Origin of the sequence: Endozoicomonas numazuensis (assembly GCF_000722635.1) — a bacterium.
Taxonomy (GTDB): domain Bacteria; phylum Pseudomonadota; class Gammaproteobacteria; order Pseudomonadales; family Endozoicomonadaceae; genus Endozoicomonas_A; species Endozoicomonas_A numazuensis.
In genome coordinates this window covers 285,136-304,975 of the sequence record NZ_JOKH01000006.1, presented here as the reverse complement: position 1 = coordinate 304,975, position 19,840 = coordinate 285,136, and the positions used below count along the sequence as shown (strand labels likewise).

Sequence of the window (19,840 nt, the reverse complement as noted above, 5' to 3'; positions counted from 1 at the left end):
AGGTGTTTCTATATTGTTGTTTCATTAACTTTTATTGCAGCAGTTTTATTAATACGAATATGAGACACATTAATTTTAACTGTATACTCTGGCGAATTTAGTAAATTTAACTAATCTGTTTCTGATAATTTATCAGGAACTTGAAGATGCGAATAAAAAAGCTGGCTAGATTCATCAATGTCTTAAAGGTAATGCTTTGTTTAATGGTCTTGCTCGTCCCTTCTGTTTGGGCTGCTCCTGAGAAAATAGACTTTAGAAAATTACATGAAGCCAGGTTGTCACGTGGCGCCAATCCTATCGTTGAATATCACTTGACCGATAAGATTAGTATGGCCGTCTTTACTGTCTGGGCTTTATTCTCCTCTCAGAGTAAAGAGATGAAAGCAGTTCAAGTAGTAGGAACTTTGCTATTACTTGGTTATGTGTACCAACAAGATTACTTTAAAAGGCCTGTATCATGGTATTTATATATTCGAGACTGGCTGACAACCCCTAATTATGAAAGCAAAAGGGCTGAATTATTGGCAGAGGTTGAAGGGTTATTTTCAGGAAAGGAGGACAAGAGAAAACTTGCTGTCATGCTGGTCAATGGCATGCCTGAAGAAGATTTAATGGTAGTCAGTGCTGAATTTATCAAATTCAATATTGAGACTAAAACCGAACAATATTGCACTCATATAGGTAAGCCTTATGCGAGCGGCTTATGTGATCTGGGGCAATTGTCAGCTGATTTCTATCTGCATGTACTCCCTTATCGATCAGGTGCTGAAAGCTTGCCAAAATTAGCAGAGGAAGTGGCTGTCAGGTTGGCAGGTAAGACCTTAAAGACACAAATCTACGAAGATTTCTGCAATAACTATCGTTGGAAAGGCAAACCTTGCGCAGTTTTCTGGAGCCCATTTTCAGATCACAAATACTCAGAGGCTCTGGAAAATGAAGAACGTCCTTTCTATACTGTCCTGAAGTTGAAAAAAGAAATTAAAAGCTCGATGTTGCTTCGATATGACTTCTTTTTACAGGCGAATAGCCCCCGCTTAGTTTCAGCTCAGACCAGCTCATTTGAAAAAGCGATTTTAGAAGAAAGAGTTGAGGAGAGTGTCCTCGTTGCTACCAATGCTTCTGCAGTAAATACTACATCCGGCGAACTCAAAGTAAGACCTTTGACCGTTCAGGAGTTAGGTCAACTACCTGGTGTGTATACCCTTGACAGGCAGTTTGGCGAGCGAAGCCGGTGGACAGGAGCTTTTAAAAATATTGAAAAAGAGGAGTTGGCGTTATCCTATAAAGATAATAAAGAAAGTTATCTTTGTAACGTGAATCATACTCCCCTATTCAGAATACCTGCAGGCACTCAAAGTATAAGTATCCCAGTGATGGATAGACTCCTGTACAGGGGATCATCGCCATTTTATGGGTATGAGCCTTGTGGGTATGAAAGTCATAAAGTTGAGTTTTAAAGATTCAAGCTTTCCATGAAGGTAACCTCTATCCTTTAAGATAGAGGCTACCCTGTCATCACTATTTTGCTCTGGCCAGTATGTCCATCAGCTGTTTACCTACTTCTTTTTCGCAGCCAAACTCATTCCAGTCCAGAGTCATCAGAGGCGTGTTCATCGACTCACAGATTTGTGGAAGAATAGCCTCGTGATAGTGGTGAATATTTCGAATGTATTCAAACGGTGTACCGTTTTCTGCTTCTCTGCCTCGGCTTAATAAACGATCATGGGCAACTTCTGGTGTGGTGCGTAGATAAACAACTGCACTGATCACTGGATACTCTCTTAATTTACGCTGAATCTCACAGTAGTGCAGCATAAAGTCGGTATCAGGCTGTTCCATGGAAAGGAAGTTAGCCTGAGTAAAAATCAGATCAGAGTAGAGTGACCTTTCAATCAGATAATTTCTGCCTTTAGGGAGGTGTTTGACAATTTCTGCTCTGCGCTCGGTAATGTAACGCTGAAAATTAACGCGTTTTGAAGAGTCAGAAGGATTTTGGGTGAACTCGGTCAATAATCGAGTAAACTCCGGATCTTCTACAGGCTCCTGAATGGCGTCCCAGTCCAGTGCTTCAGCCAACCTGGGCAGCAATGTGGTTTTACCTGCGGCAATATTGGCTTCGACAGCAACAAAGTGATTAGTCTGCTTCATTAAGGAACCTGGGCTGTTAACGGCGAATCTTTCTGATTAAGTCAGGGCTGAGAGTACAGTGATGTGAACCAGTGGGTGGAAAGGTTGTTTCACTGAGATTTCTGCATCCATTGGGATGACACAGCAGGTGCGCAAGATAGGGGAATGCTGATTTTTCAGCAATAAGTAATCCAACTAGCAAAAACCGTCAAGTTTGCGATGGTAGATCATTTTTCGCTTATAAAGTTACCTGTTTCTCGATTGTATTCTGATTCTTTTTTAGCCAGTAAGACACAGGCAGGTAGCGTGATATGCATTTAAACGGATACAGAATTATTCAGAGAGAGGGTGATCCAGGGAACCACCCACTGACGTAAAAGGTCTGATGCATCAGAGCGAGGCTTATATGAAGATACTGGTAGCGGGCGGTACAGGTGGAATCGGCCAGGCATTAATCGCAGAGATACTGCAGGAGATTCCCGATGCAGAAGTTCATGCCACTTTTTTTCGAAGCGTGCCAGACATAAACTTACAGGATGATTCGGTTCACTGGCACCCATCTGATCTTACCGATGCAGAATCCGTAAAAAAGCTCTCAGACCTTGTCGGTCCAGTCGACTGGGTGATTAATGCCGTCGGTATGCTCCATACTTTGACCCAAATGCCCGAAAAATCGATCACTCAGGTTAATCCAGAGTTCTTCCTCAAGACCGTTGAAGCTAATGTGTTACCCACATTGTTACTAGCGCGTTATTTCATGGATGCTTTTAAAGGCAGTGATTCAGCCCGGTTTGTCGCACTTTCTGCAAGAGTAGGAAGTATTTCAGACAACCGGTTGGGAGGGTGGTACAGCTACAGAGCTTCAAAAGCGGCGCTTAATATGATCTTGAAAACCCTCAGTATTGAGTGGCAGAGAAAATTACCCAAAGGGTGTGTCGTTGCTATTCATCCTGGTACTGTCGATACCCGGCTTTCGGAGCCATTTCAGAAAAATGTCCCTTCTGATAAGTTGTTCAGCCCAAGGGTTTCAGCGGGTCAGATTTTGCATGTGATTCGTCGTTTGAACCCTGATCAATCGGGGCAGTTTCTGGCTTTTGATGGCTCAGTGATTGATTGGTAATCCGTTGATTTCGCACTTTTGATGCTTTTTTCTGCGTTTCTATAAGTACTATTAACATGACTTTTTATGCTCTATTTATGCTACTTTATGCGTTTTTTAGGCAGTAAGTAGTACCTGATATGAGTCATACTACAGCGGAAGTGTATCAAGCGGTTCAGACCAGACAGTGGCGCATGCCCGATACCCTGGTTTTGATCTTCTTTATTGGCGTTCTGGCCGTTCTCTTAACTTATTTGATTCCAGCGGGTTCTTTTGACTCTCAGACTATCTCCTATCTGGTAGATGGTGTAGAGAAAACGCGTGAAACCATTGACCCATCCTCTTTTGCTTATGCCACAGATAAAAGTGGTGAGCTGGTCTATAACACGGTGGGTCTGTTTGAAAGTGGTGGCGGCATTGGCCTGATGAACTTCATCTTTGAAGGTCTGGTTTCAGGTGATAAATGGGGTTCTGCCGTAGGTGTCATCATGTTTATGCTGGTGATTGGCGGCGCGTTTGGTGTCGTAATGAGAACCGGTACCATTGATAACGGTATTCTTCGTCTGATTGACAAGACGAAAGGCAGTGAAGCGCTTTTTATACCGGTGCTTTTCCTGTTGTTCTCATTAGGCGGTGCCGTTTTTGGGATGGGAGAAGAGGCGGTGGCCTTTGCCATCATCATTGCGCCCCTGATGGTTCGTCTTGGCTATGATGGGATCACAACAGTGATGGTGACGTATGTCGCTACCCAAATCGGTTTTGCTACTTCCTGGATGAATCCATTCTCTGTGGCTGTTGCTCAGGGTATTGCGGGTATACCGGTACTTTCAGGTGCCGGTCTGAGAATGGGGATCTGGGTGTTCTTCACGCTGATCGGTATTGGCTTTACCCTTTTATACGCCAGCCGTATTAAGAAGAACCCGTCTGCTTCCTTCAGTCTGAAAGGCGATGCTCATTTCAAAAAACAGTCTCTGGAAAGCAAAGCATCTCGCTGGGGTCTGGGTGACACACTGGTACTTCTCACCGTAGCCGCTACAACGATTTGGGTCGTTTGGGGTGTGGTTGTCCATGCCTGGTATCTGCCAGAAATTGCTTCCCAGTTTTTTACCATGGGTATTGTCGCAGGTATTCTGGGTGTCATTTTCCGGCTTAACGCCATGACTGCCAATGATATTGCTGCAGCTTTTAAGGAAGGTGCCGGTATTATGTTGGCGCCTGCGCTACTGGTGGGTGCAGCCAAAGGTGTACTGCTGATTCTGGGTGGTGACTCTGCAGAGCCCAGTGTGCTGAACTCTATTCTGAACAGTGCGGGTGGTGCTATCAGTGGTTTGCCTGAGGTTGTGGCTGCCTGGTTTATGTATCTCTTTCAGTCTGTCTTCAATTTCTTTGTGACTTCTGGTTCGGGGCAGGCTGCTCTGACCATGCCATTGATGGCGCCATTGGCAGATATTGCCGGTGTAACCCGTCAGGTAGCCGTTCTGGCATTTCAGCTGGGCGATGGCCTGACCAACATTATTGTGCCAACCTCTGCTTCCTTAATGGCTACACTGGGTGTTTGCCGTATTGATTGGGGCGACTGGGCAAGATTCTGCTGGCGTTTTATTCTTTTGTTGTTTGTTCTTTCCAGTGTGATTGTTGTAGGCGCACACTTGGCTGGATTTGCCTGATTGGCAGTGCAGTGAGAAATGGGCGGCTCTGGTCGCCCATTTTCGTTAGTATGATTAGCTGGATTTTCTGGAGAGATTTCAGACCATGGAAGTATTAAAGGGCCGCAAGGTGGTGGAGTCTTTACACGTCAGCTCCCTGACCCCCGGATGTCACGAGTTCTGGTTCAGGCCTTCTACTAATGCGACCGGACAGGGGTGGCTGTTGCCTGTTTTTGTGAAAAAAGGCCGGCAGCCCGGGCGAGCCATTGTGGTTACGGCGGGGGTTCACGGAGACGAGCTGAACGGTGTATTGACGGCCCAGAAGTTGATTGCAGAGCTTCGAGACAGTGAGATCAATGGCTCTGTGATGGTTGTGCCTGAAATTAATCAGCCAGGTATTAATGCCAGCACCCGGCACTTTATACCTTCCGACCCTGATGCACCTCCCATCGATTTAAACCGGGTTTTTCCGGGCAAGGAGGAGGGCAGTTCTGCTGAGCAATACATTGGCGCCATCTGGCATAAGTTATTGATGCCCAATGCTGAAAAGGCCATTGACCTGCATACCCAGACTAAGGGTGCTGAGTATCCACTCTATGTATTTGCTGATTATCGGATTTCGGACTGTGTTGCTATGGCAAGATGGATGGCACCTGATGCCATCATGGATGACCCCGGTGATCCTGGCATTCTTGAAACAGTGTGGAATCAAAATAACATTCCCAGTATTACGGTTGAAGTGGGTACTGGAAAGCTGATGCAACTGGATCTGGTTGAGCGGGCTGTTCAGGGAGTTCTGAATATACTGAAGTCTGAGAACGTACTGCCCGAAGCTCCTATACACCCGTCTCGGAATGCTTATGAGGGTAAAAAACTGACCAGCATTAGAGCTAAGTCCGGAGGGTATTTCATTCCTCAGGTCGCTATGGGGCAACAGGTAAAAAAAGAAGAGTTACTGGTTATTCAGCATGACAGTTTTGGGCAGGAATGCGGTCAATATTTCGCTCCCTGTGATGGTTATGTATTAAGCAAGAACCTCGATCCTTTGAGAGAGCCTGGAGCTTTATTGATAAGGCTGCTTCATAACTGACAAAGGCAGTAATGTTTCTCCTCAACGAAAAGGGCCTCTGGAATAATTTCCAAGGGCCCGTTCCGTTGAGGAGGAATAAAGTCAAGTGAGTAGAGACAAAACGACTTCTGCGACGGCTTCTGAAGAGGCCGGGTTTTGCCCGGTTACCAGCAGGCCATCTGTCACACAGTAAGGAGACCAGTCATCTCCCTGGCTGTAATGTCCACCTTTGTTTCTGAGCTCATCTTCCAGTAAAAAGGGGACGATGTCGGTTAATCCAACGGCAGCCTCTTCACTGTTACTGAAACCGGTGACTCTTTTGCCACTGATCAGCGGTGTATTGTCGCCTTTTCTGACGTTCAACAGTACGGCAGGAGCATGGCAAACCGCTGAGACAGGTTTCCCCTGCTGAACAAAAGCTTCTATTAGAGCAATGGAGTGCTGGTCATGGGTCAGATCCCATAAAGGACCATGGCCGCCCGGGTAAAAAACAGCATCAAACTCATCGGCGGATACTTCTGATAGTTTGACCGTGTTTGACAGTTTTTCTTGCAAGGCGCTGTCAGAGTCAAACCTTTGAGTAGCTGCAGTCTGAAAGTCAGCTAAGGCACTCTTGGGGTCAATGGGAGGCTGATTGCCTTCAGGTGAGGCCAGGGTCACCTGGACGTTGTGGTCAGCAAACACATAGTATGGTGCAGCAAACTCTTCTATCCAGAAACCGGTTTTCTCACCTGTCTCTCCCAATGTGTCATGGGAAGTCAGGACGAATAACACCTTCATAAGCTCATCTCCCTATGGTCAGGCTGCATGCCTGAGAATTCGAGTGGCAACTTCAGGAGTAATGTTTTGGTTTTCTCCCAGTGCTGTCATTTTATGACGTTTCAGCTGGTCAACAAGGTCGGTAATAGCGCTTTCTTGAATGCCGTAGTCCGACAGGCGAGTTTTAATGCCCATTTGTTCAAAGAATGCCCGGGTTTTATTAATGGCTGAATCTATCTTTTCCTGATCGTTACCTTCTCTGATCCCCCAGACTCTCTCAGCATACTGAAGCAGCTTGGATGCTTTATCTTCTCTCATAATATGCATGACTGAAGGGAGTACGATGGCCAGGGTTTGAGCATGATCCAGCCCAAACAGGGCAGTGATTTCATGACCTATCATATGAGTTGACCAGTCGTGGGGCACACCCAGGCCAATAAGGCCGTTCAGTGCCTGATTGGCAGCCCACATAATGGTTGCTCGTGTTTCATAATCTTCAGGTTGAGTAAGTACAATGGGGCCTTGTTCGATCAGGGTTATGAGTAGACTTTCGGCATAGCGATCCTGAATAGGGGCATTTTCTCGGATAGTGAGGTACTGCTCCATAACGTGTGCAAAAGCATCAACCACACCGTTAGCGCTTTGTCCCAGGGGGAGGCTGTAGGTTGTTTCGGGGTCCAGCACAGTAAATTGTGGGTACACTTTTGGGCTGAGAAAGGCCAGCTTGTCATTCGTGGCTCTGCGTGTGACGACAGAGCCTGAGTTGCTTTCGGAACCTGTAGCAGGAAGCGTCAGAACATTGCCTGCGGGAACCGCCTGATGAATCTCTGCATTGTCACTGAGTATGGTCCAGGGGTCGCCTTCAAAAGGGATAGCTGCGGCAATAAACTTGGTGCCGTCAATGACGGAACCACCGCCCACAGCCAACAGATAATCGATACCTTCCTGTTTGGCTACAGCAACAGCTTCCATGAGTGTTTCATAGGAAGGGTTTGGCTCAATACCCCCAAATTCGGTGATTGATGCGTGGTCTTTGAGTGCCTCTCTGACCTGTTGGAGAGTGCCATTCTTTTTGATGCTTCCGCCACCATAGGTAATCAGTATGTTGGCGGTCTGGGGGATCTCTTCAGCAATACGGGCGATCATGCCTTTGCCGAAATGGATGCGTGTTGGATTTTGAAAGGAAAAATTTTTCATAAATACTCAAATGCTCAGCTGAGTTTTACCAGCATTTTGCCGGTGTTTACGCCAGAAAAAAGCCCCAGGAATGCTTCGGGTGCCTGTTCGAGACCTTCAAAAACAGTTTCTTTCCAGGAAACCTTGCCTTCCTGTATCCACTGGCTCATTTGTTGGACAAAGGCGGGGTAATGCTCCCAGTGGTCTGACACAATAAAACCCTGCATTTTCAGCTTCTTAATAATCAGCTGGGACAGGTTGGACGGTCCGGGAGTGGGGTTGGTTGTATTATATTGATCGATCATGCCGCATACGGCAATACGACCGTGCTCGTTCATTAGGTTGAGTGCGGCCTCAAGATGTTTACCGCCGACATTTTCGAAATAAACATCAATGCCTTCAGGGCAGGCTTTGGCGATGTCGCTTTGTAAATCACTGGTGGTTTTGTAATTAACAACTGAGTCAACATTTAACTCTCCCATTAAGTAGCGGGCTTTCTCATCAGAGCCAACGCTGCCAGCCACATAACAGCCTTTCAGTTTCGCAATTTGGCAAACGGTAGAGCCCACAGCACCGGATGCAGCAGAAACAAAGACGTGGTCGCCTTCTTTCAGTTTGGCAATCTGCATGAGTCCTGCCCAGGCTGTCATGCCTGGCATGCCCAGTATTCCCAGAAAAGCCTGATCTTCCACCGATGTGTCGGGTAGAGACTGAAGATCTTTTCCATTGGAAATAAAGTATTCACGCCAGCCATTCATGCTGGACACTCTGGTACCTTCAGGCAGTGATGGGTTGAGAGATTCTACGACTTCTCCAATGGCACCACCTTCTAGTGGGGTGTCTAAAGCAAAGGGTTCTACATAGCTTTTCTGGTCAATCATGCGCCCACGCATATAGGGGTCTACAGACATCCAGTGGTTTTTAACCAGTACTTCCCCTTCTTTTAGCTCTGCAACCGTCCGGGTGACCAGTTTGAAGCACTCTTTGTTCGGGAGTCCTTCTGGACGTCTGGTGAGGTGAATTTCGCAGCTTTTCTCAACAAACATGGGCAGGATTCCAATAACCGACATTTCATGGGTAATTTATCGTTGTACTGATTATGACTCCAATGCATCATTGTTATAGTGATCATGATTGTGAGTAATGATATTGCCTGTTGATAATCTGTCGTCTTCTGATTTGAACTTGTTGCCTGTACTGCAAGTGTTATTGGAAGAACGAAGTGTGACCCGTGCTGCTGGCCGTTTGAATCTGACTCAGCCGGCCATTAGCCGGAGCCTGGCTCGTTTGAGGATATTGTTTGATGATCCACTCTTTACCCGTGCGCCTCAAGGGTTGGCTCCCACTCCAAGGGCTCAGGGTATAGCTCTGGGGTTGCAGAAATCCTTACAAGATATTGGTCAATTAATTGAACCTCCGAACTTTATAGCTTCTGAGTCTGAGCACAGTTTCAGAATGGCTTCTTCCGATTACGGAGCGCAGGTCTTGTTGCCTGACGTCATTAAGCGATTGAGTGAAGAAGCTCCGGGCATATCTCTGGAAATTGTGCCCTGGCGTTCACACTTGCTGCATGAACTGGATCAACAGAATGTGGATTTGGCTACCTGTTCAATAACGGATGCGCCAGCAATGATTCACGGGCGTGGAGTAGGGCAGGACAAGTTTGTTTGCGTAGTAAGAGACTCTCATCCTCTGGTGGAGCAGGGGATGGATATAGAGCAGTACGCCAGTCATCCACATGCGTTGATTACCATGGGGGGCGAACGTAAGGGAGCGGTCGACTATCTGCTGGAAGAGAAAGGTTTGTCGAGACGAGTTGCGCTGAGAGTTCCGCATTTTGTTGCGGCACTGGCACTCGTTGCTAATACCGATTATATCCTGACAGTGCCATATGGTCTGGCCAGAAGCTGTGCTGGACACTACGGTCTGGAAATATTGCCCTTTCCTATGGAGCAGCAACCCTTTACTTATTCCATTATTTGGCATGAGCGACATATGAAAGAACCTGCACATATCTGGTTCAGGCAATTGGTTTATGATGAGTTGACTCAAAAGATCAACAAACTTCAGTTGGAATGCACCGTTTAAATAACCTGTGATTGATTAGACAGATTTGAAAAGAAAAATTTCATTTCTTTCTTAATTTTCTGTCATTATGGAAAAGCATAAACAAACAGGGAGTGTTTGGTATGAAAGCTATGGGACTGTTGGTGTTACTGGTTTTATTGCCTTTGCAATCGTTTGCTGAAGAAACGGTTGATAATCAACGTTGTTCATCCGGACTGGCCATTTATATTGATGGTGAGTACGCCAAGGCATTTGAGGTGCTTAAGGTAGAGGCCGATAATGGCCTGGATTGTGCTCAGCACTGGGTAGCCAGAATGTATCAACTGGGTCATGGCACCCCCATGAATAAAACGCTCTCCAAAACGTATTATGAACTGGCCGCGGGTCAGGGGTTTGCACAGTCAATTATGCAGCTTGAGCTGTTAAGAAAAAATTGATTGGGTTTAAAGTTGCAGCTCTGAAAATGATTTTGCCCTGAGGGTTATCTCAGGGCACTTTGGTTTCTATAGTTCATCTCAAAATGGTCTCAGATACAACAGTCTTTATGGCTGCTTTGTCATTATCCTGAGTGTGTTTGCAAAAGGTTCCGGACGGTCGATAAGATTCATTGAGGCTTCGTCTGGCATACAGTTTTTATCAGCGAAGCTAAGAAGTTCAGGGTCGGCTTCGCAAAACAGAACATCCAGTGCCAGTCGGTCTTTTCCATAAAGACCCCTGTGAATCATATTGGCAGAGAAGAGCAATAAGTCGCCTTTCTGTAGAGGTATGACTTTTCCTGTTGACAGGTTTTCATGATTCTTTTTTCCATTTTTTTCCAGCCTGATTGCCAGTTCTTCCTTTGAATCCCAGTTCTTATGAGTGCCGGGAATCAACTCTATACCCGGTTCGTTCTCAAGAGGGATCCGTAAATGAATCACTTCAGGGCCTTTCAGAGCCTGCTTCTGTTGCTCTTCAGGCAAGTGGTACTGCGGGTCTCTATGCCAGTAATTTTTTTGATGGGGGTTGTGCGGATTAAAGAATAGTTGAGTATTCATAAAAGCAGGGTTTTGAAAAGGCAGTGACTGAAGTAAGTAAGCGATCTTTTCAGAGGCAATGAGTTTGAAGAGTACCAGCCGTTCTAAATTATTCAGGTATTTTGTCCCGGTCAGATAAGCAGAGTTGACTGCTTTCTCATGGTAGAACGGCTGATTGTCAGCTATCCAGGCTTTATGGAACTTTAATAGCACAGGTTTGATCTCTGACAGTTCCTTGTCGGTGAAAAAGTCTGGCAGGTAAATGTAGCCGTTCTTGATGTAGTTATTTTTCATTACAGGGTGAACTATACGACATGAATGGATGGTAACTCAGGCTCATTAATGACCTTTATCTATCTGCTCTTTCGAGCAGAACAAGAATCTGAGTCGATATTTTTTCTTTGTCTAAACTTACCAGTCCGATAATAAGCATTCAAAAGTATCATGGTCGATCACAAGCTGTTTTTTGCAGTCATTAGCCTGTTGTTGAGTCTGTCTTTTAGTATGGGTGCTCAGGCCATTCTATGTCCGTTATGTGGTAAAACAGATAATCCTCCGAACAACGATGGTGTCGCTAACTGCAAGGTGTGTAAGTTCCAGTACAAGGATAAGCCTAAAGAAGAGCTGAAAGAGACGGATGAGGAAGAAGAGGATTACGATGATGATTATCTTGATGATATGTCGGATGACGATGAAGGTACTCCGCTACAGGGGGTGAGTGATGTATCAGATGCAGAGTTAATATCGCCCGGGAGATTAACATCTATCGTCAGCAAGCCTGTGGTGGCTGTTTTTGCAAGTTCAGGCTCTGATACTTCGGGAGGAATCTTTAAAAGTGGTCAGAGTGTTGATCAGCAGGTACTGGGTGGCCTGGTTGATGCTTTAACTCAAAAGTTAGCCAGTCAGCATTTCAGTATCAGTCTTGGAGCGAGCCATACTGAATCCAGTGGGATTGAAACTTGCCAGATTGATTCTACCCATGTTGATACTCCCCATATCGATGCTCCTCAGGCAGGTGCTGGAGCCTGGGCAATGGCTCCGGATTTAGCAAAACCAACGCCAACACCGGAAGGGGTGCTTTATAGTTTTTACGAGAATGTCGTGACGCCTTTTCTAGCGTCGAATGCTAATAATGATGTTTTTAATAATGTGCTCTGCCTGGCTGGTTTCATCTGTCTATCGAGTGCATTGTCTCAGCTGGTTCAAGAGCAGTCTTCCATAGGTCAGCAAGGTGCTTCGCTCGCTGCGGCCGAGTTAGCTCAGGGTATTGGAACGGAAAACAGCAGAATCATCAGTTATCTGTTGCAGGGAGATTTAATTATCGAATTTGGTATTCAGAATCAGGGAACTCAGGGTTTTGGTAATTCTCAGGCCGTCATCTTCTATAATTCTGACCTGCAAATGTTTGTTGTTCAGCCTTACTATCTTACCCAGGATTCGGAAGCTGAGTTTTATACTCAGGAGGAGTTGTTGAACAGGATTTATAAAAAGCTGGCTTATGAGCATCAGGTCGGGGCCAATGTTCACTACTTTCTTTATCAGCCCAAAAAGTGACACTTTTCTTTGTTGGTTAAGTTGTTACCAGGTTGACTTGGGTAAAGAATGGATAACCTCAAGCCACTTGGAATTTATCAGTGAAAGGGTCAAACGAAGATAGTTGATGAGTAGAGTTTAATGAAAAAAAGCCCCTGATCAGCTTTATGCTGACAGGGGCTTTTGAATGGCGAAGGGGCAACGACAAATTTAAACAATTTTCTCATAATTTACGCACCCACTCCTATGGCTGGTAGCCGCTTTACCCCCTCTCTTAGCCCTTCTCATAAATGCGCAACAGGCTTTCTTATCGCCCTAAATTTTCTCTTTATTTTTCTACAAATTCAGAGTGATAGCAGTTTTTCAATGGTGAGAGTACTTATCCGAAGTGGCAACTATGTTGACAAGCACCAGCTCTGGTATTCCATAATCCCAGGCCGGAACTCTCCAAAACGCTTCACACCAGTGTTCCACACTATCGGTAAGAGGCATTAACATTGCTACCAATGTTTCCGAATAAAAGCAATAATACGCACTCTGGCTCTGTTCACAGTAAGTGTTGGTAATCTTCTCAAAATCAGTAGTACTGAGGCAGTCAGGATTTTAGTGAATCCTTATAACAGCAAGGCAGCCAGCGGTACTTCATATATTACCAACATTTATTGTGAACAGAGCCCGCACTCCATAGCACCTCTGCTAACCAGTAACTCCTTCATAATCTCTTGAAGTAAATTTAGCTATGTCCAAAAAGCCCAACCTGACTGAACTGAAAAAACAGTTAAGAAAAAAGACCCAGAACGAGCTGGTCGAGGAAATTGCTCACCTCTATAAGAGGTTCAGCAATGTAAAAGAGTTCTATCAAGCTTCTTTCTTTAATGACGATTGTGTAGTGCTGGAAAAGTACAAAAAGATTGTCAGGGATGAATACATTCCCTCGGGACGGAGACAATTTCCTCGTATGCGGGCATCTGTAGCGAGAAAGGCGATCTCGGATTATAAGAAAGTCTCATGTTCCAATGCGGGTCTTGCTGATATCATGCTAACTTTTGTGGAGTCTGGTGTTTGGTGTACTCGCGAGTATGGCGATATTGATGAGCCATTTTATTGCAGTATGGAAAGCATGTATGAAAATGCTGTCAAATTCATCACAAAAGAGGGGCTTATCCAGACATTTGATGACCGCCTGTGCGATATATTAGAAAAAACCTCGCAAATGGGCTGGGGTTTCCACGATGCCTTGTCAGAAGCTTACGATTCCTACGTGAGCGAGATCAAATAAAATGAATCTTATCAAACTTCCCTCTGATTCGCTGAAAACCATTCAAACCCAGTGCTTCTCTGAAACAGAACCCGACTCTGTCGTTAAAGATTTTAATATCTTCCTGGACCTGATTATGGAAAAACCCGTTCCTTTAAGTAAAGGGAAACGACAGCCGGTTCAAAAATGGACCGCACTCCTGAATGAAGGGCTTACAGCCCCGGACTACCCTGAGCTCAAGCGCCCTCTTACCATTCATTACCCATCAGCACTCGGGCTGTACCTGCTGGTTCGAGCCTCTGGACTGGGTCGAGTTATTATAAAGGGAACCAACAAACTGCAACTGGTCATTAACGAAAGTATGGTGGCACAGTGGCGACAGATGAGACCTGTAGAACAGTATTTCAGCCTGCTGGATGGCTGGCTGACCAGGGGCAGTTCAGACATTATTGGTGAAGAACTGCATGGCAGGGGGCACCGCCCGCTGAGCTGCAGTGGTGTTAATTTTCTCAGACAGCTCGCTTTTAATGAAGACCCTGTTTCAGATATAAGCCTTGAAGCACTTCCTACCAGTTTCGGCACTTATAATATTGCATTACTTAAACTGTTTGGTCTGGCTAACGTCCAGTGGCAAACCACCACTCAACTAACACATCTGCAATTTACCTCTCTGGGCGTCGTCTTGTTTAATGCTTTCCAGAAATCCATTGATCTTCATGGACTAGCCATGCCCGATGGCTGCGAGGACATACTCTATGAAAATGACGGCATGCTGAAAGTGGTCCGGCAATGGCGTAATGACTTGAAACAGCTGCTGCATCCAATAGCTGAACAATTGCAAGACAGCTACATCATCAATGCATCAATGTATGCCTACAAATGCCGAAGAACACTCATGGTGCCTGCCAATGCAACTCTGGAGCAATTAGCTAAAGCGATTCTGGCAGCATTTTCGTTTAGCAATCAGCATCTTCACTGCTTTATCTATGAGGATTCTTATGGCGATATATATAAGATTGCCGACCCTCTGTTAAAACCACGGCACACTGATTATACCGATGACACCAACCTGAAGGATCTTCAACCAACACCCGGTGATCAGCTCCGCCTTTTATACGATTTAAACGACCCCTGGGAGTTTGTTCTGGACATAAAAGACGGAATAAACGAAAAAAGCGACTCAATTACCGTAACTGACCGGAAAGGTGAGCCCCCAAGGGAGCACTGTGTGGTTAAGGCCAACCGTTAATGCCTAACCTAGCCTCCTCTGGAGGCCCGCAGTTCGAACCTGCTAAAACAAAGCCTGGTACATAGCCCCAGACCTGAACTCTCCAAAGTGTTCCACACTGCCGGTAATGTTGCTTACCGGCAGTAGCCACCTCGTCAGAGACGCTACACAAGAGATAGCAATTGTTGAGACATCACATAATGGTTGTTCTCCGGCTGATCAAAGTCGATCAGCCGAATAGTGATATGCTCGCCATCTTCACCGAAGGGCAACGACTTCTCTGCTAGCAGCCATTCCATAAACTGCTCATTGGCCCGTACTAAACCGCTGTTTTTGGCTTCCAGCAGTACGCCTTTAAGTTTGTAGATCACCTCATCAGCGTTCTCTTACGAGAGCTTCGGGTTCAGTTTGCACAGGGCATCGTGCAGGTACTCACCAATCAGTACATCACCGGCTTGTTTGGGGAGTTGTTCACCGTTGACGAAATCCCACTTCGGGCCGCGACCAGTGGTGAGTTTATCGATCAGGGCGGCTTCTATGGTGTTGGCTTCGTTGAAAGGCTGGCTGGTCATAAACGGCTCTATTCCATCAGATAGGCAGGTGTCTGGGTTCCTACCCATCTTACGGGAAAAAGCGGTTTAGGTCATTTGTCGTTTATGGACGTTCAGCTCCATCGATTTGCTGGGCAGCGATATCGAATGTAAAGGCACCCTCAAAGGTCTCACGTTCAGCTTCAGCCATATGCCGGGCTTTGTTAATGATCAAGATGTCGGCAAAATCAGGCCATTTTTTCTTGCCACCAGCAATTTTGACAGGGACTGCCTCTGCAAAATCCCGGTATGCTCTCCAGATAACCTGACCTTCTTCAAAACGGATGTTTCGCTCCCGAAACAAACGGTCAATGACAGCAAGAAGGTCTGATCGAGCCAGCTGGTATTTTTTACCTTTGAGTGTCCAGAGCGTTTCGCAGAGAACAACATCCGTAACCAGCACCGAAGAGCAGGAGTGAATGAGGGCGGTCGCTTTTTGTGACTGTTTCTCGTCGTCCTGCAGCAGATAGCGAAGCAACACATTGGTATCAATGGCGATCATGCATAGCGTCCTGCAGGGAGTCCTCATCGGTCAGGTTAGGGTCGGGCTGGAGATCTTTCAGCAGGCCTTCAGCGGCTCCCGCTTCCTTGCGGATAATAGTGATATGGCCGTTATGATCGACAAAACTCTCGTACTCATCACCGGGTTCAATGCCTGCTTGGCGGCACTGATCCATGGGCAGGGTGATCTGTCGCTTGGCGCTGACTCTGGGCATGGTTGGACCTCTTTACTGTTGAGAAGCAAGATTCATCGTAATAGATCTTTACTATATGTCAAAAGTAAAGTTTTACAGAGTCAGGGGAACGCTCTGCGTGTTAATGGTGTTTTTGAAATGATCCGGTATGGCGAACCAGTCATGAAGATCAATAATAATACTGATGTCCGAGCAGGCCAGGGCTTCCTGCAGGCCTGATAGCTGCTCCAGCGGCAGGGGCTGGCCGCTGGAGGGGGTCAGCACCAGGTCGAGGTCGGAATAGCGGCGGGCCTTGCCCGTGACCCTTGAGCCGAAGGCGCGAACCTCGCAATCGGGCACATGTTGCTGAAGAAGCTGCTTCAGTATTTTGGCGTCTTCCCTGTTGAGATCAATCATGATGGTTCCTGTTCATTGATCACTTGAACCAGGCAGGCGGTGTCGGTGGCGAACTCCCTGACCACGGCCATCACTTTTGCGGCGCTGGCTTTATGGTAGGTGTGAGAAGAAACATTCCGGGCTTCATGGTAGGCAAACCACCGTTTTGGTTCCGCAATCAGGCCGGTTTTGGCCGCCAACCGGTACAGTTCGCGCCGTGACCAGCCGGGTTCGCTGTCTTCCGGGCTGACGTTGTCGCTGATCCAGCGTTTCATCAGCTTCCAGCTCATTTCGTAGGTGTATTCAAAACGCTGCACCACGGAATCCTGCAGGGCCAGCCGCAGACGTTCGTTGTCAGAAGCGGTTTCGTCCAGCAGTTCCAGCGCATTGTTAAGGGGGGTGAGTGCCTGGGTGATACCTGTGGTGTCCAGTGTCATGGTTGGGCCTTTGTTGGGGTTATGTTGTCAGTATCGTCAGGAATTTTGCCGCAGGCAATATTCCTTTGGCCGGGCTTTTCTGGCTCCCATGCTCCAGCGTGGGAGCGTTATTGTTGGGGATTCATTCCCACGGAGGACCGTGGGAACGAGTCAATAGTTTTGTTTTGGGATCACTGTTTGATCTGTTTTTTCCTATCCATATTCCTTTGGGTATTCATTGGTATATTCAGCATTGAAGAGATTCTCTGTTTGTCTTTGTATTCAACAGGAAACATATATGTGTGTTGAACAATTATTTCCTTAAGAATTCTTGCGCAGGTAGGGTTATTGGTGAATTTTTTATTCAATCGCTCAATTTCACTGAAATTCAGACTTTTATGAAAATGAAGGTCGATAGCTTGGTTTATTAGGTTGATAGAACTGGTATCAAAATCTCTGTCTATTTCTTTATATATTTCTTGTGCCTCGGCAGATCCTATAGAAGTAGATACTTTTTTAATTACACCAAGAATTGTACCGTATGTTAAGAAAAGAAATGTACTTTCTGCTGCTTTCTGAACTTCTTTATTGGTTAAATTCGGGTGTTCTTTAAGATGATGTTCAATGATCTTAATTACTTCAGTTTTAGAGCTGTCAGCTATAGTTAGGAAGTATCCAAGAAATCTAAGACCTGTTGTTATGCCTTCATTAATAAGTTGGTATAAATTGTGCTTTGTCAATGAAGCATGTCTGTTGTTTATGATTTGCCCTGCTATTTCAATTCCTTTGAAAGTCTTATTTATTCTTGCGAGTATATCAGTAGACTCTGATTGCTCTATCTGTTTATCTATTTCTTTGGATTTATTGTCAGCTTCATCTTTTAATTGCTCATGCTTTAATCTTTCATCTCTAATTTTTCTTCTCTCTATGACTAGGTCTGGAATGTCATCAATGAACTCACTCATAAAGGTGAGCTTTTCTGCTTCAAGGTGTGCAGGCTCTTGACTTTCAAATAGTCCCATTAGGCATAGTTGGAGCTCATCAATAATCCAGTCATCTTTAGTGTGGTGGGTAATAAAGATTATGATGTTGGCAGAGTCTTCTTTATGGAGGTTGTGTAGCAAGTCTGATATTGAGTCCTTTACGTGATTATCATTTCTAAATGTATCAGCCATCCTCTTTGCAGCAAAAAAGTAGTAGATGTAGAGGTATTTAAAGGAAGTTCCATATTCTCTTTTCTCTAATATGCTGCATCTAATTAAGTTTTCGATTATGTCTTGGCTGTCGACTGCTAAATATTTTTTTCTGTATTCATCGAAGAAGGTATTTAAATCTTGTTCGTTTAGTTCAGTCTTTTTCTGGTCAAAGACGTACCAACCAAGTTCGGTAAGAACATTTAAATACTTGTCTATTTCCTGATTGGGGATTTTTGAGTTTTCCAGTGCTTTATAAACTAGGTGCTGGTAGCAATGGCCATGCGAGGTAAGCTCTAACTTTTGTGGGGTATAAGACTCCAGCATTTGAAGGAGAGTCAAAAGATATAGTGGCTTTGGTGGGATAATTTTTTTTCTCACCATTGAGTCTATTTTCGACTTTATATTGTCTGTTTTTTTATAGAGCGATTTGTCTTCAATCGTCTCTTCTTGCCCCATAGAAACCCACTTTTCAATAAGCTCAGTTCTTTTGATATTACCAAAAGGGATGATCTCATAAAAATCGAAATCGTCAAATTCCTCAATCTCAGGAGCAATGTACTGATACGAGTCCAAACAGATAAAGATACAAATGCTGTTTGATTCTTTGCAGTTCTTGATGAAGCTCTCGATATATTTTTTATTGAGTTTTATCTTCGAGAAATCATCAATGATTAGAGCTCTTTTTCGATATTTTAGCTCTGGTGTTATTTCACTAAATTGCTGTTTTTGAGTTTTTCTGACTAGAGGAGCTATGTCGGCTTGTTTTACCTTTTCTGCGTCAATGACTGTTGGGAAATAACCGGCATTGAAAAGCTCTGCGAACATTTTTTTTTGTGAGGGATGTCTTTCCCGATTGGGTATCACCAAAGACGAGGAAATATCCATCTTTGGATATTGTTTTTATTGTATGGAAATTTTCTATCTTATTAAGGTCGGCTCTTAATCTTTTGAGGTCCGGTTCTATATATATGTCAGGGAGTGTAACTCGGTCTTTTTTTCTGTGGGTGAATTCAACAGCAGTATCATTTATCCACTGACTGACAGAATCTGAAATTAGATCTTGGTTGCTCTGTGGTGAGGTAGGGACTGCTGGAATTTTTTTTTATGCTCTTCAATAGCTTTTTTTATGGACCGAATGGCATCCAGCCATGCAGTGTCTCTATCTGACCAGGTAACTACAGCTTTAGCATCTTTGGGAACGCCCTGAATTTTTGCGAATGGTGTTTCAGCCCAGTCACAATCTTTCAGAATGATAGGTACAACAGTAGCGGAGCCTTCATCATGACGTTGGACTGCTCTCTCCATTTCAATGTCATAGCAAAAGTCTGAGTCGAGAAAGTCAGGACTTATGAGCAGAAGTATAATATCTGCTTGTTCAAGATTTTCCGTGATTTCTGATTCCCATTCTTGTCCTGCGACAATCTCTCTATCGTTCCATAATGAAATTATCTTGTTCCGTCTTAAAGCTGCCGCATGCTTTCGAAATTCATCTTTATACTGTTCGTCGGCATGAGCGTAGCTTACGAATACATTGAGCACTTTTTATCATCCAGAGATTAAAATTATAGAGAGAAGATAGTGATTGACTCGACT

General features: G+C 45.1%; 22 protein-coding genes. 9 read left to right on the top strand and 13 right to left on the bottom strand.

Going from position 1 to position 19,840, the window contains the following annotated elements; all coding sequences use genetic code 11:
* The first annotated feature begins 146 nt into the window (after positions 1–146).
* Positions 147–1,457, top strand: a complete 1,311-nt coding sequence (locus GZ78_RS22140; protein WP_034841031.1) for a hypothetical protein — start codon at positions 147–149, stop codon at positions 1,455–1,457.
* A gap of 61 nt (positions 1,458–1,518) precedes the next feature.
* On the opposite strand, the gene GZ78_RS22135 is transcribed toward GZ78_RS22140, so the two are convergent.
* Positions 1,519–2,148 (bottom strand): deoxynucleoside kinase, encoded by a 630-nt coding sequence (locus GZ78_RS22135; protein ID WP_034841029.1) that lies wholly within the window; start codon positions 2,146–2,148, stop codon positions 1,519–1,521.
* A gap of 385 nt (positions 2,149–2,533) precedes the next feature.
* Here GZ78_RS22135 and GZ78_RS22130 point away from each other — a divergent pair, with 385 nt between their 5' ends.
* From GZ78_RS22130 to GZ78_RS22120, 3 genes are all read left to right on the top strand, one after another.
* Positions 2,534–3,247, top strand: a complete 714-nt coding sequence (locus GZ78_RS22130; protein WP_034841171.1) for an SDR family oxidoreductase — start codon at positions 2,534–2,536, stop codon at positions 3,245–3,247.
* A 119-nt stretch (positions 3,248–3,366) separates the two neighbouring features.
* Complete coding sequence (gene yfcC / locus GZ78_RS22125) at positions 3,367–4,893, top strand: putative basic amino acid antiporter YfcC (RefSeq protein WP_081869988.1); 1,527 nt, start codon at positions 3,367–3,369, stop codon at positions 4,891–4,893.
* 85 nt (positions 4,894–4,978) lie between these two features.
* Positions 4,979–5,962: a succinylglutamate desuccinylase/aspartoacylase family protein gene (locus GZ78_RS22120; protein ID WP_034841027.1), complete on the top strand. Its 984-nt coding sequence runs from the start codon at positions 4,979–4,981 to the stop codon at positions 5,960–5,962.
* A gap of 81 nt (positions 5,963–6,043) precedes the next feature.
* On the opposite strand, the gene GZ78_RS22115 is transcribed toward GZ78_RS22120, so the two are convergent.
* From GZ78_RS22115 to GZ78_RS22105, 3 genes are read right to left on the bottom strand one after another with little or no spacing between them, the layout of a single operon-like run.
* The gene (locus tag GZ78_RS22115) at positions 6,044–6,721 is read right to left on the bottom strand and encodes a type 1 glutamine amidotransferase domain-containing protein (protein ID WP_034841024.1); all 678 of its coding nucleotides are present in this window, start codon (positions 6,719–6,721) and stop codon (positions 6,044–6,046) included.
* An 18-nt stretch (positions 6,722–6,739) separates the two neighbouring features.
* The gene (locus GZ78_RS22110; RefSeq protein WP_034841022.1) at positions 6,740–7,897 is read right to left on the bottom strand and encodes an iron-containing alcohol dehydrogenase; all 1,158 of its coding nucleotides are present in this window, start codon (positions 7,895–7,897) and stop codon (positions 6,740–6,742) included.
* A 14-nt stretch (positions 7,898–7,911) separates the two neighbouring features.
* Positions 7,912–8,922, bottom strand: coding sequence for an NADP-dependent oxidoreductase (locus GZ78_RS22105; protein ID WP_034841166.1), 1,011 nt, complete (start codon positions 8,920–8,922; stop codon positions 7,912–7,914).
* 97 nt (positions 8,923–9,019) lie between these two features.
* On the opposite strand from GZ78_RS22105, the gene GZ78_RS22100 reads away from it, so the two are divergent.
* Complete coding sequence (locus GZ78_RS22100) at positions 9,020–9,964, top strand: LysR family transcriptional regulator (protein ID WP_051786444.1); 945 nt, start codon at positions 9,020–9,022, stop codon at positions 9,962–9,964.
* Between the two features lie 101 nt (positions 9,965–10,065).
* Positions 10,066–10,380, top strand: a complete 315-nt coding sequence (locus tag GZ78_RS22095) for an SEL1-like repeat protein (protein ID WP_034841019.1) — start codon at positions 10,066–10,068, stop codon at positions 10,378–10,380.
* 105 nt (positions 10,381–10,485) lie between these two features.
* Here GZ78_RS22095 and GZ78_RS22090 read toward each other — a convergent pair whose 3' ends face one another.
* Positions 10,486–11,250 (bottom strand): phytanoyl-CoA dioxygenase family protein, encoded by a 765-nt coding sequence (locus GZ78_RS22090; RefSeq protein WP_034841016.1) that lies wholly within the window; start codon positions 11,248–11,250, stop codon positions 10,486–10,488.
* 150 nt (positions 11,251–11,400) lie between these two features.
* Between GZ78_RS22090 and GZ78_RS22085 the strand changes: the two genes are divergently transcribed.
* The 3 genes from GZ78_RS22085 to GZ78_RS22075 all read left to right on the top strand — a co-directional run bounded on the left by GZ78_RS22085 (position 11,401) and on the right by GZ78_RS22075 (position 14,996).
* Entirely contained in the window at positions 11,401–12,510 is a 1,110-nt protein-coding gene (locus GZ78_RS22085; RefSeq protein WP_034841015.1) for a hypothetical protein, read from the top strand.
* Between the two features lie 718 nt (positions 12,511–13,228).
* On the top strand, positions 13,229–13,768 hold the full coding sequence (locus GZ78_RS22080; RefSeq protein WP_034841013.1) for a DUF6155 family protein: 540 nt from the start codon (positions 13,229–13,231) through the stop codon (positions 13,766–13,768).
* 1 nt (position 13,769) lies between these two features.
* The gene (locus tag GZ78_RS22075) at positions 13,770–14,996 is read left to right on the top strand and encodes an IS1096 element passenger TnpR family protein (protein WP_034841011.1); all 1,227 of its coding nucleotides are present in this window, start codon (positions 13,770–13,772) and stop codon (positions 14,994–14,996) included.
* Positions 14,997–15,139: 143 nt separating this feature from the next.
* Here the strand turns inward: GZ78_RS22075 and GZ78_RS22070 are convergent, their stop codons facing one another.
* The 8 genes from GZ78_RS22070 to GZ78_RS22035 form a co-directional block, all read right to left on the bottom strand.
* Positions 15,140–15,346 carry a type I restriction endonuclease gene (locus GZ78_RS22070; protein ID WP_034841009.1) on the bottom strand — a complete coding sequence of 69 codons (207 nt, stop codon included), beginning with the start codon at positions 15,344–15,346 and terminating at the stop codon, positions 15,140–15,142.
* 15 nt (positions 15,347–15,361) lie between these two features.
* Positions 15,362–15,547: a hypothetical protein gene (locus GZ78_RS22065; RefSeq protein WP_034841007.1), complete on the bottom strand. Its 186-nt coding sequence runs from the start codon at positions 15,545–15,547 to the stop codon at positions 15,362–15,364.
* Positions 15,548–15,629: 82 nt separating this feature from the next.
* Positions 15,630–16,067 (bottom strand): PIN domain-containing protein, encoded by a 438-nt coding sequence (locus GZ78_RS22060; RefSeq protein ID WP_034841004.1) that lies wholly within the window; start codon positions 16,065–16,067, stop codon positions 15,630–15,632.
* Positions 16,054–16,281, bottom strand: coding sequence for an AbrB/MazE/SpoVT family DNA-binding domain-containing protein (locus tag GZ78_RS22055; protein ID WP_034841003.1), 228 nt, complete (start codon positions 16,279–16,281; stop codon positions 16,054–16,056). Before GZ78_RS22055 ends, GZ78_RS22060 begins: the two co-directional genes overlap by 14 nt.
* 72 nt (positions 16,282–16,353) lie before the next feature.
* A complete protein-coding gene (locus GZ78_RS22050; RefSeq protein WP_034841001.1) occupies positions 16,354–16,656 on the bottom strand; it encodes a nucleotidyltransferase family protein in 303 nt (100 codons plus the stop codon).
* Positions 16,653–17,072: an HI0074 family nucleotidyltransferase substrate-binding subunit gene (locus GZ78_RS22045; protein WP_051786443.1), complete on the bottom strand. Its 420-nt coding sequence runs from the start codon at positions 17,070–17,072 to the stop codon at positions 16,653–16,655. The genes GZ78_RS22050 and GZ78_RS22045 overlap by 4 nt, the downstream gene beginning before the upstream one ends.
* 170 nt (positions 17,073–17,242) lie before the next feature.
* Complete coding sequence (locus GZ78_RS22040) at positions 17,243–19,111, bottom strand: STAND family AAA ATPase (RefSeq protein ID WP_456236236.1); 1,869 nt, start codon at positions 19,109–19,111, stop codon at positions 17,243–17,245.
* 189 nt (positions 19,112–19,300) lie between these two features.
* Positions 19,301–19,786 carry a toll/interleukin-1 receptor domain-containing protein gene (locus GZ78_RS22035; RefSeq protein ID WP_051786441.1) on the bottom strand — a complete coding sequence of 162 codons (486 nt, stop codon included), beginning with the start codon at positions 19,784–19,786 and terminating at the stop codon, positions 19,301–19,303.
* Positions 19,787–19,840: the final 54 nt, after the last annotated feature.

Bases quoted from the DNA above. Each gene is read 5' to 3' on its own strand.
- GZ78_RS22140 (WP_034841031.1), top strand. From the start codon at position 147: ATGCGAATAAAAAAGCTGGCTAGATTCATCAATGTCTTAAAGGTAATG.
- GZ78_RS22135 (WP_034841029.1), bottom strand. From the start codon at position 2,148: ATGAAGCAGACTAATCACTTTGTTGCTGTCGAAGCCAATATTGCCGCA.
- GZ78_RS22130 (WP_034841171.1), top strand. From the start codon at position 2,534: ATGAAGATACTGGTAGCGGGCGGTACAGGTGGAATCGGCCAGGCATTA.
- yfcC (WP_081869988.1), top strand. From the start codon at position 3,367: ATGAGTCATACTACAGCGGAAGTGTATCAAGCGGTTCAGACCAGACAG.
- GZ78_RS22120 (WP_034841027.1), top strand. From the start codon at position 4,979: ATGGAAGTATTAAAGGGCCGCAAGGTGGTGGAGTCTTTACACGTCAGC.
- GZ78_RS22115 (WP_034841024.1), bottom strand. From the start codon at position 6,721: ATGAAGGTGTTATTCGTCCTGACTTCCCATGACACATTGGGAGAGACA.
- GZ78_RS22110 (WP_034841022.1), bottom strand. From the start codon at position 7,897: ATGAAAAATTTTTCCTTTCAAAATCCAACACGCATCCATTTCGGCAAA.
- GZ78_RS22105 (WP_034841166.1), bottom strand. From the start codon at position 8,922: ATGTTTGTTGAGAAAAGCTGCGAAATTCACCTCACCAGACGTCCAGAA.
- GZ78_RS22100 (WP_051786444.1), top strand. From the start codon at position 9,020: ATGATATTGCCTGTTGATAATCTGTCGTCTTCTGATTTGAACTTGTTG.
- GZ78_RS22095 (WP_034841019.1), top strand. From the start codon at position 10,066: ATGAAAGCTATGGGACTGTTGGTGTTACTGGTTTTATTGCCTTTGCAA.
- GZ78_RS22090 (WP_034841016.1), bottom strand. From the start codon at position 11,250: ATGAAAAATAACTACATCAAGAACGGCTACATTTACCTGCCAGACTTT.
- GZ78_RS22085 (WP_034841015.1), top strand. From the start codon at position 11,401: ATGGTCGATCACAAGCTGTTTTTTGCAGTCATTAGCCTGTTGTTGAGT.
- GZ78_RS22080 (WP_034841013.1), top strand. From the start codon at position 13,229: ATGTCCAAAAAGCCCAACCTGACTGAACTGAAAAAACAGTTAAGAAAA.
- GZ78_RS22075 (WP_034841011.1), top strand. From the start codon at position 13,770: ATGAATCTTATCAAACTTCCCTCTGATTCGCTGAAAACCATTCAAACC.
- GZ78_RS22065 (WP_034841007.1), bottom strand. From the start codon at position 15,547: ATGACCAGCCAGCCTTTCAACGAAGCCAACACCATAGAAGCCGCCCTG.
- GZ78_RS22060 (WP_034841004.1), bottom strand. From the start codon at position 16,067: ATGATCGCCATTGATACCAATGTGTTGCTTCGCTATCTGCTGCAGGAC.
- GZ78_RS22055 (WP_034841003.1), bottom strand. From the start codon at position 16,281: ATGCCCAGAGTCAGCGCCAAGCGACAGATCACCCTGCCCATGGATCAG.
- GZ78_RS22050 (WP_034841001.1), bottom strand. From the start codon at position 16,656: ATGATTGATCTCAACAGGGAAGACGCCAAAATACTGAAGCAGCTTCTT.
- GZ78_RS22045 (WP_051786443.1), bottom strand. From the start codon at position 17,072: ATGACACTGGACACCACAGGTATCACCCAGGCACTCACCCCCCTTAAC.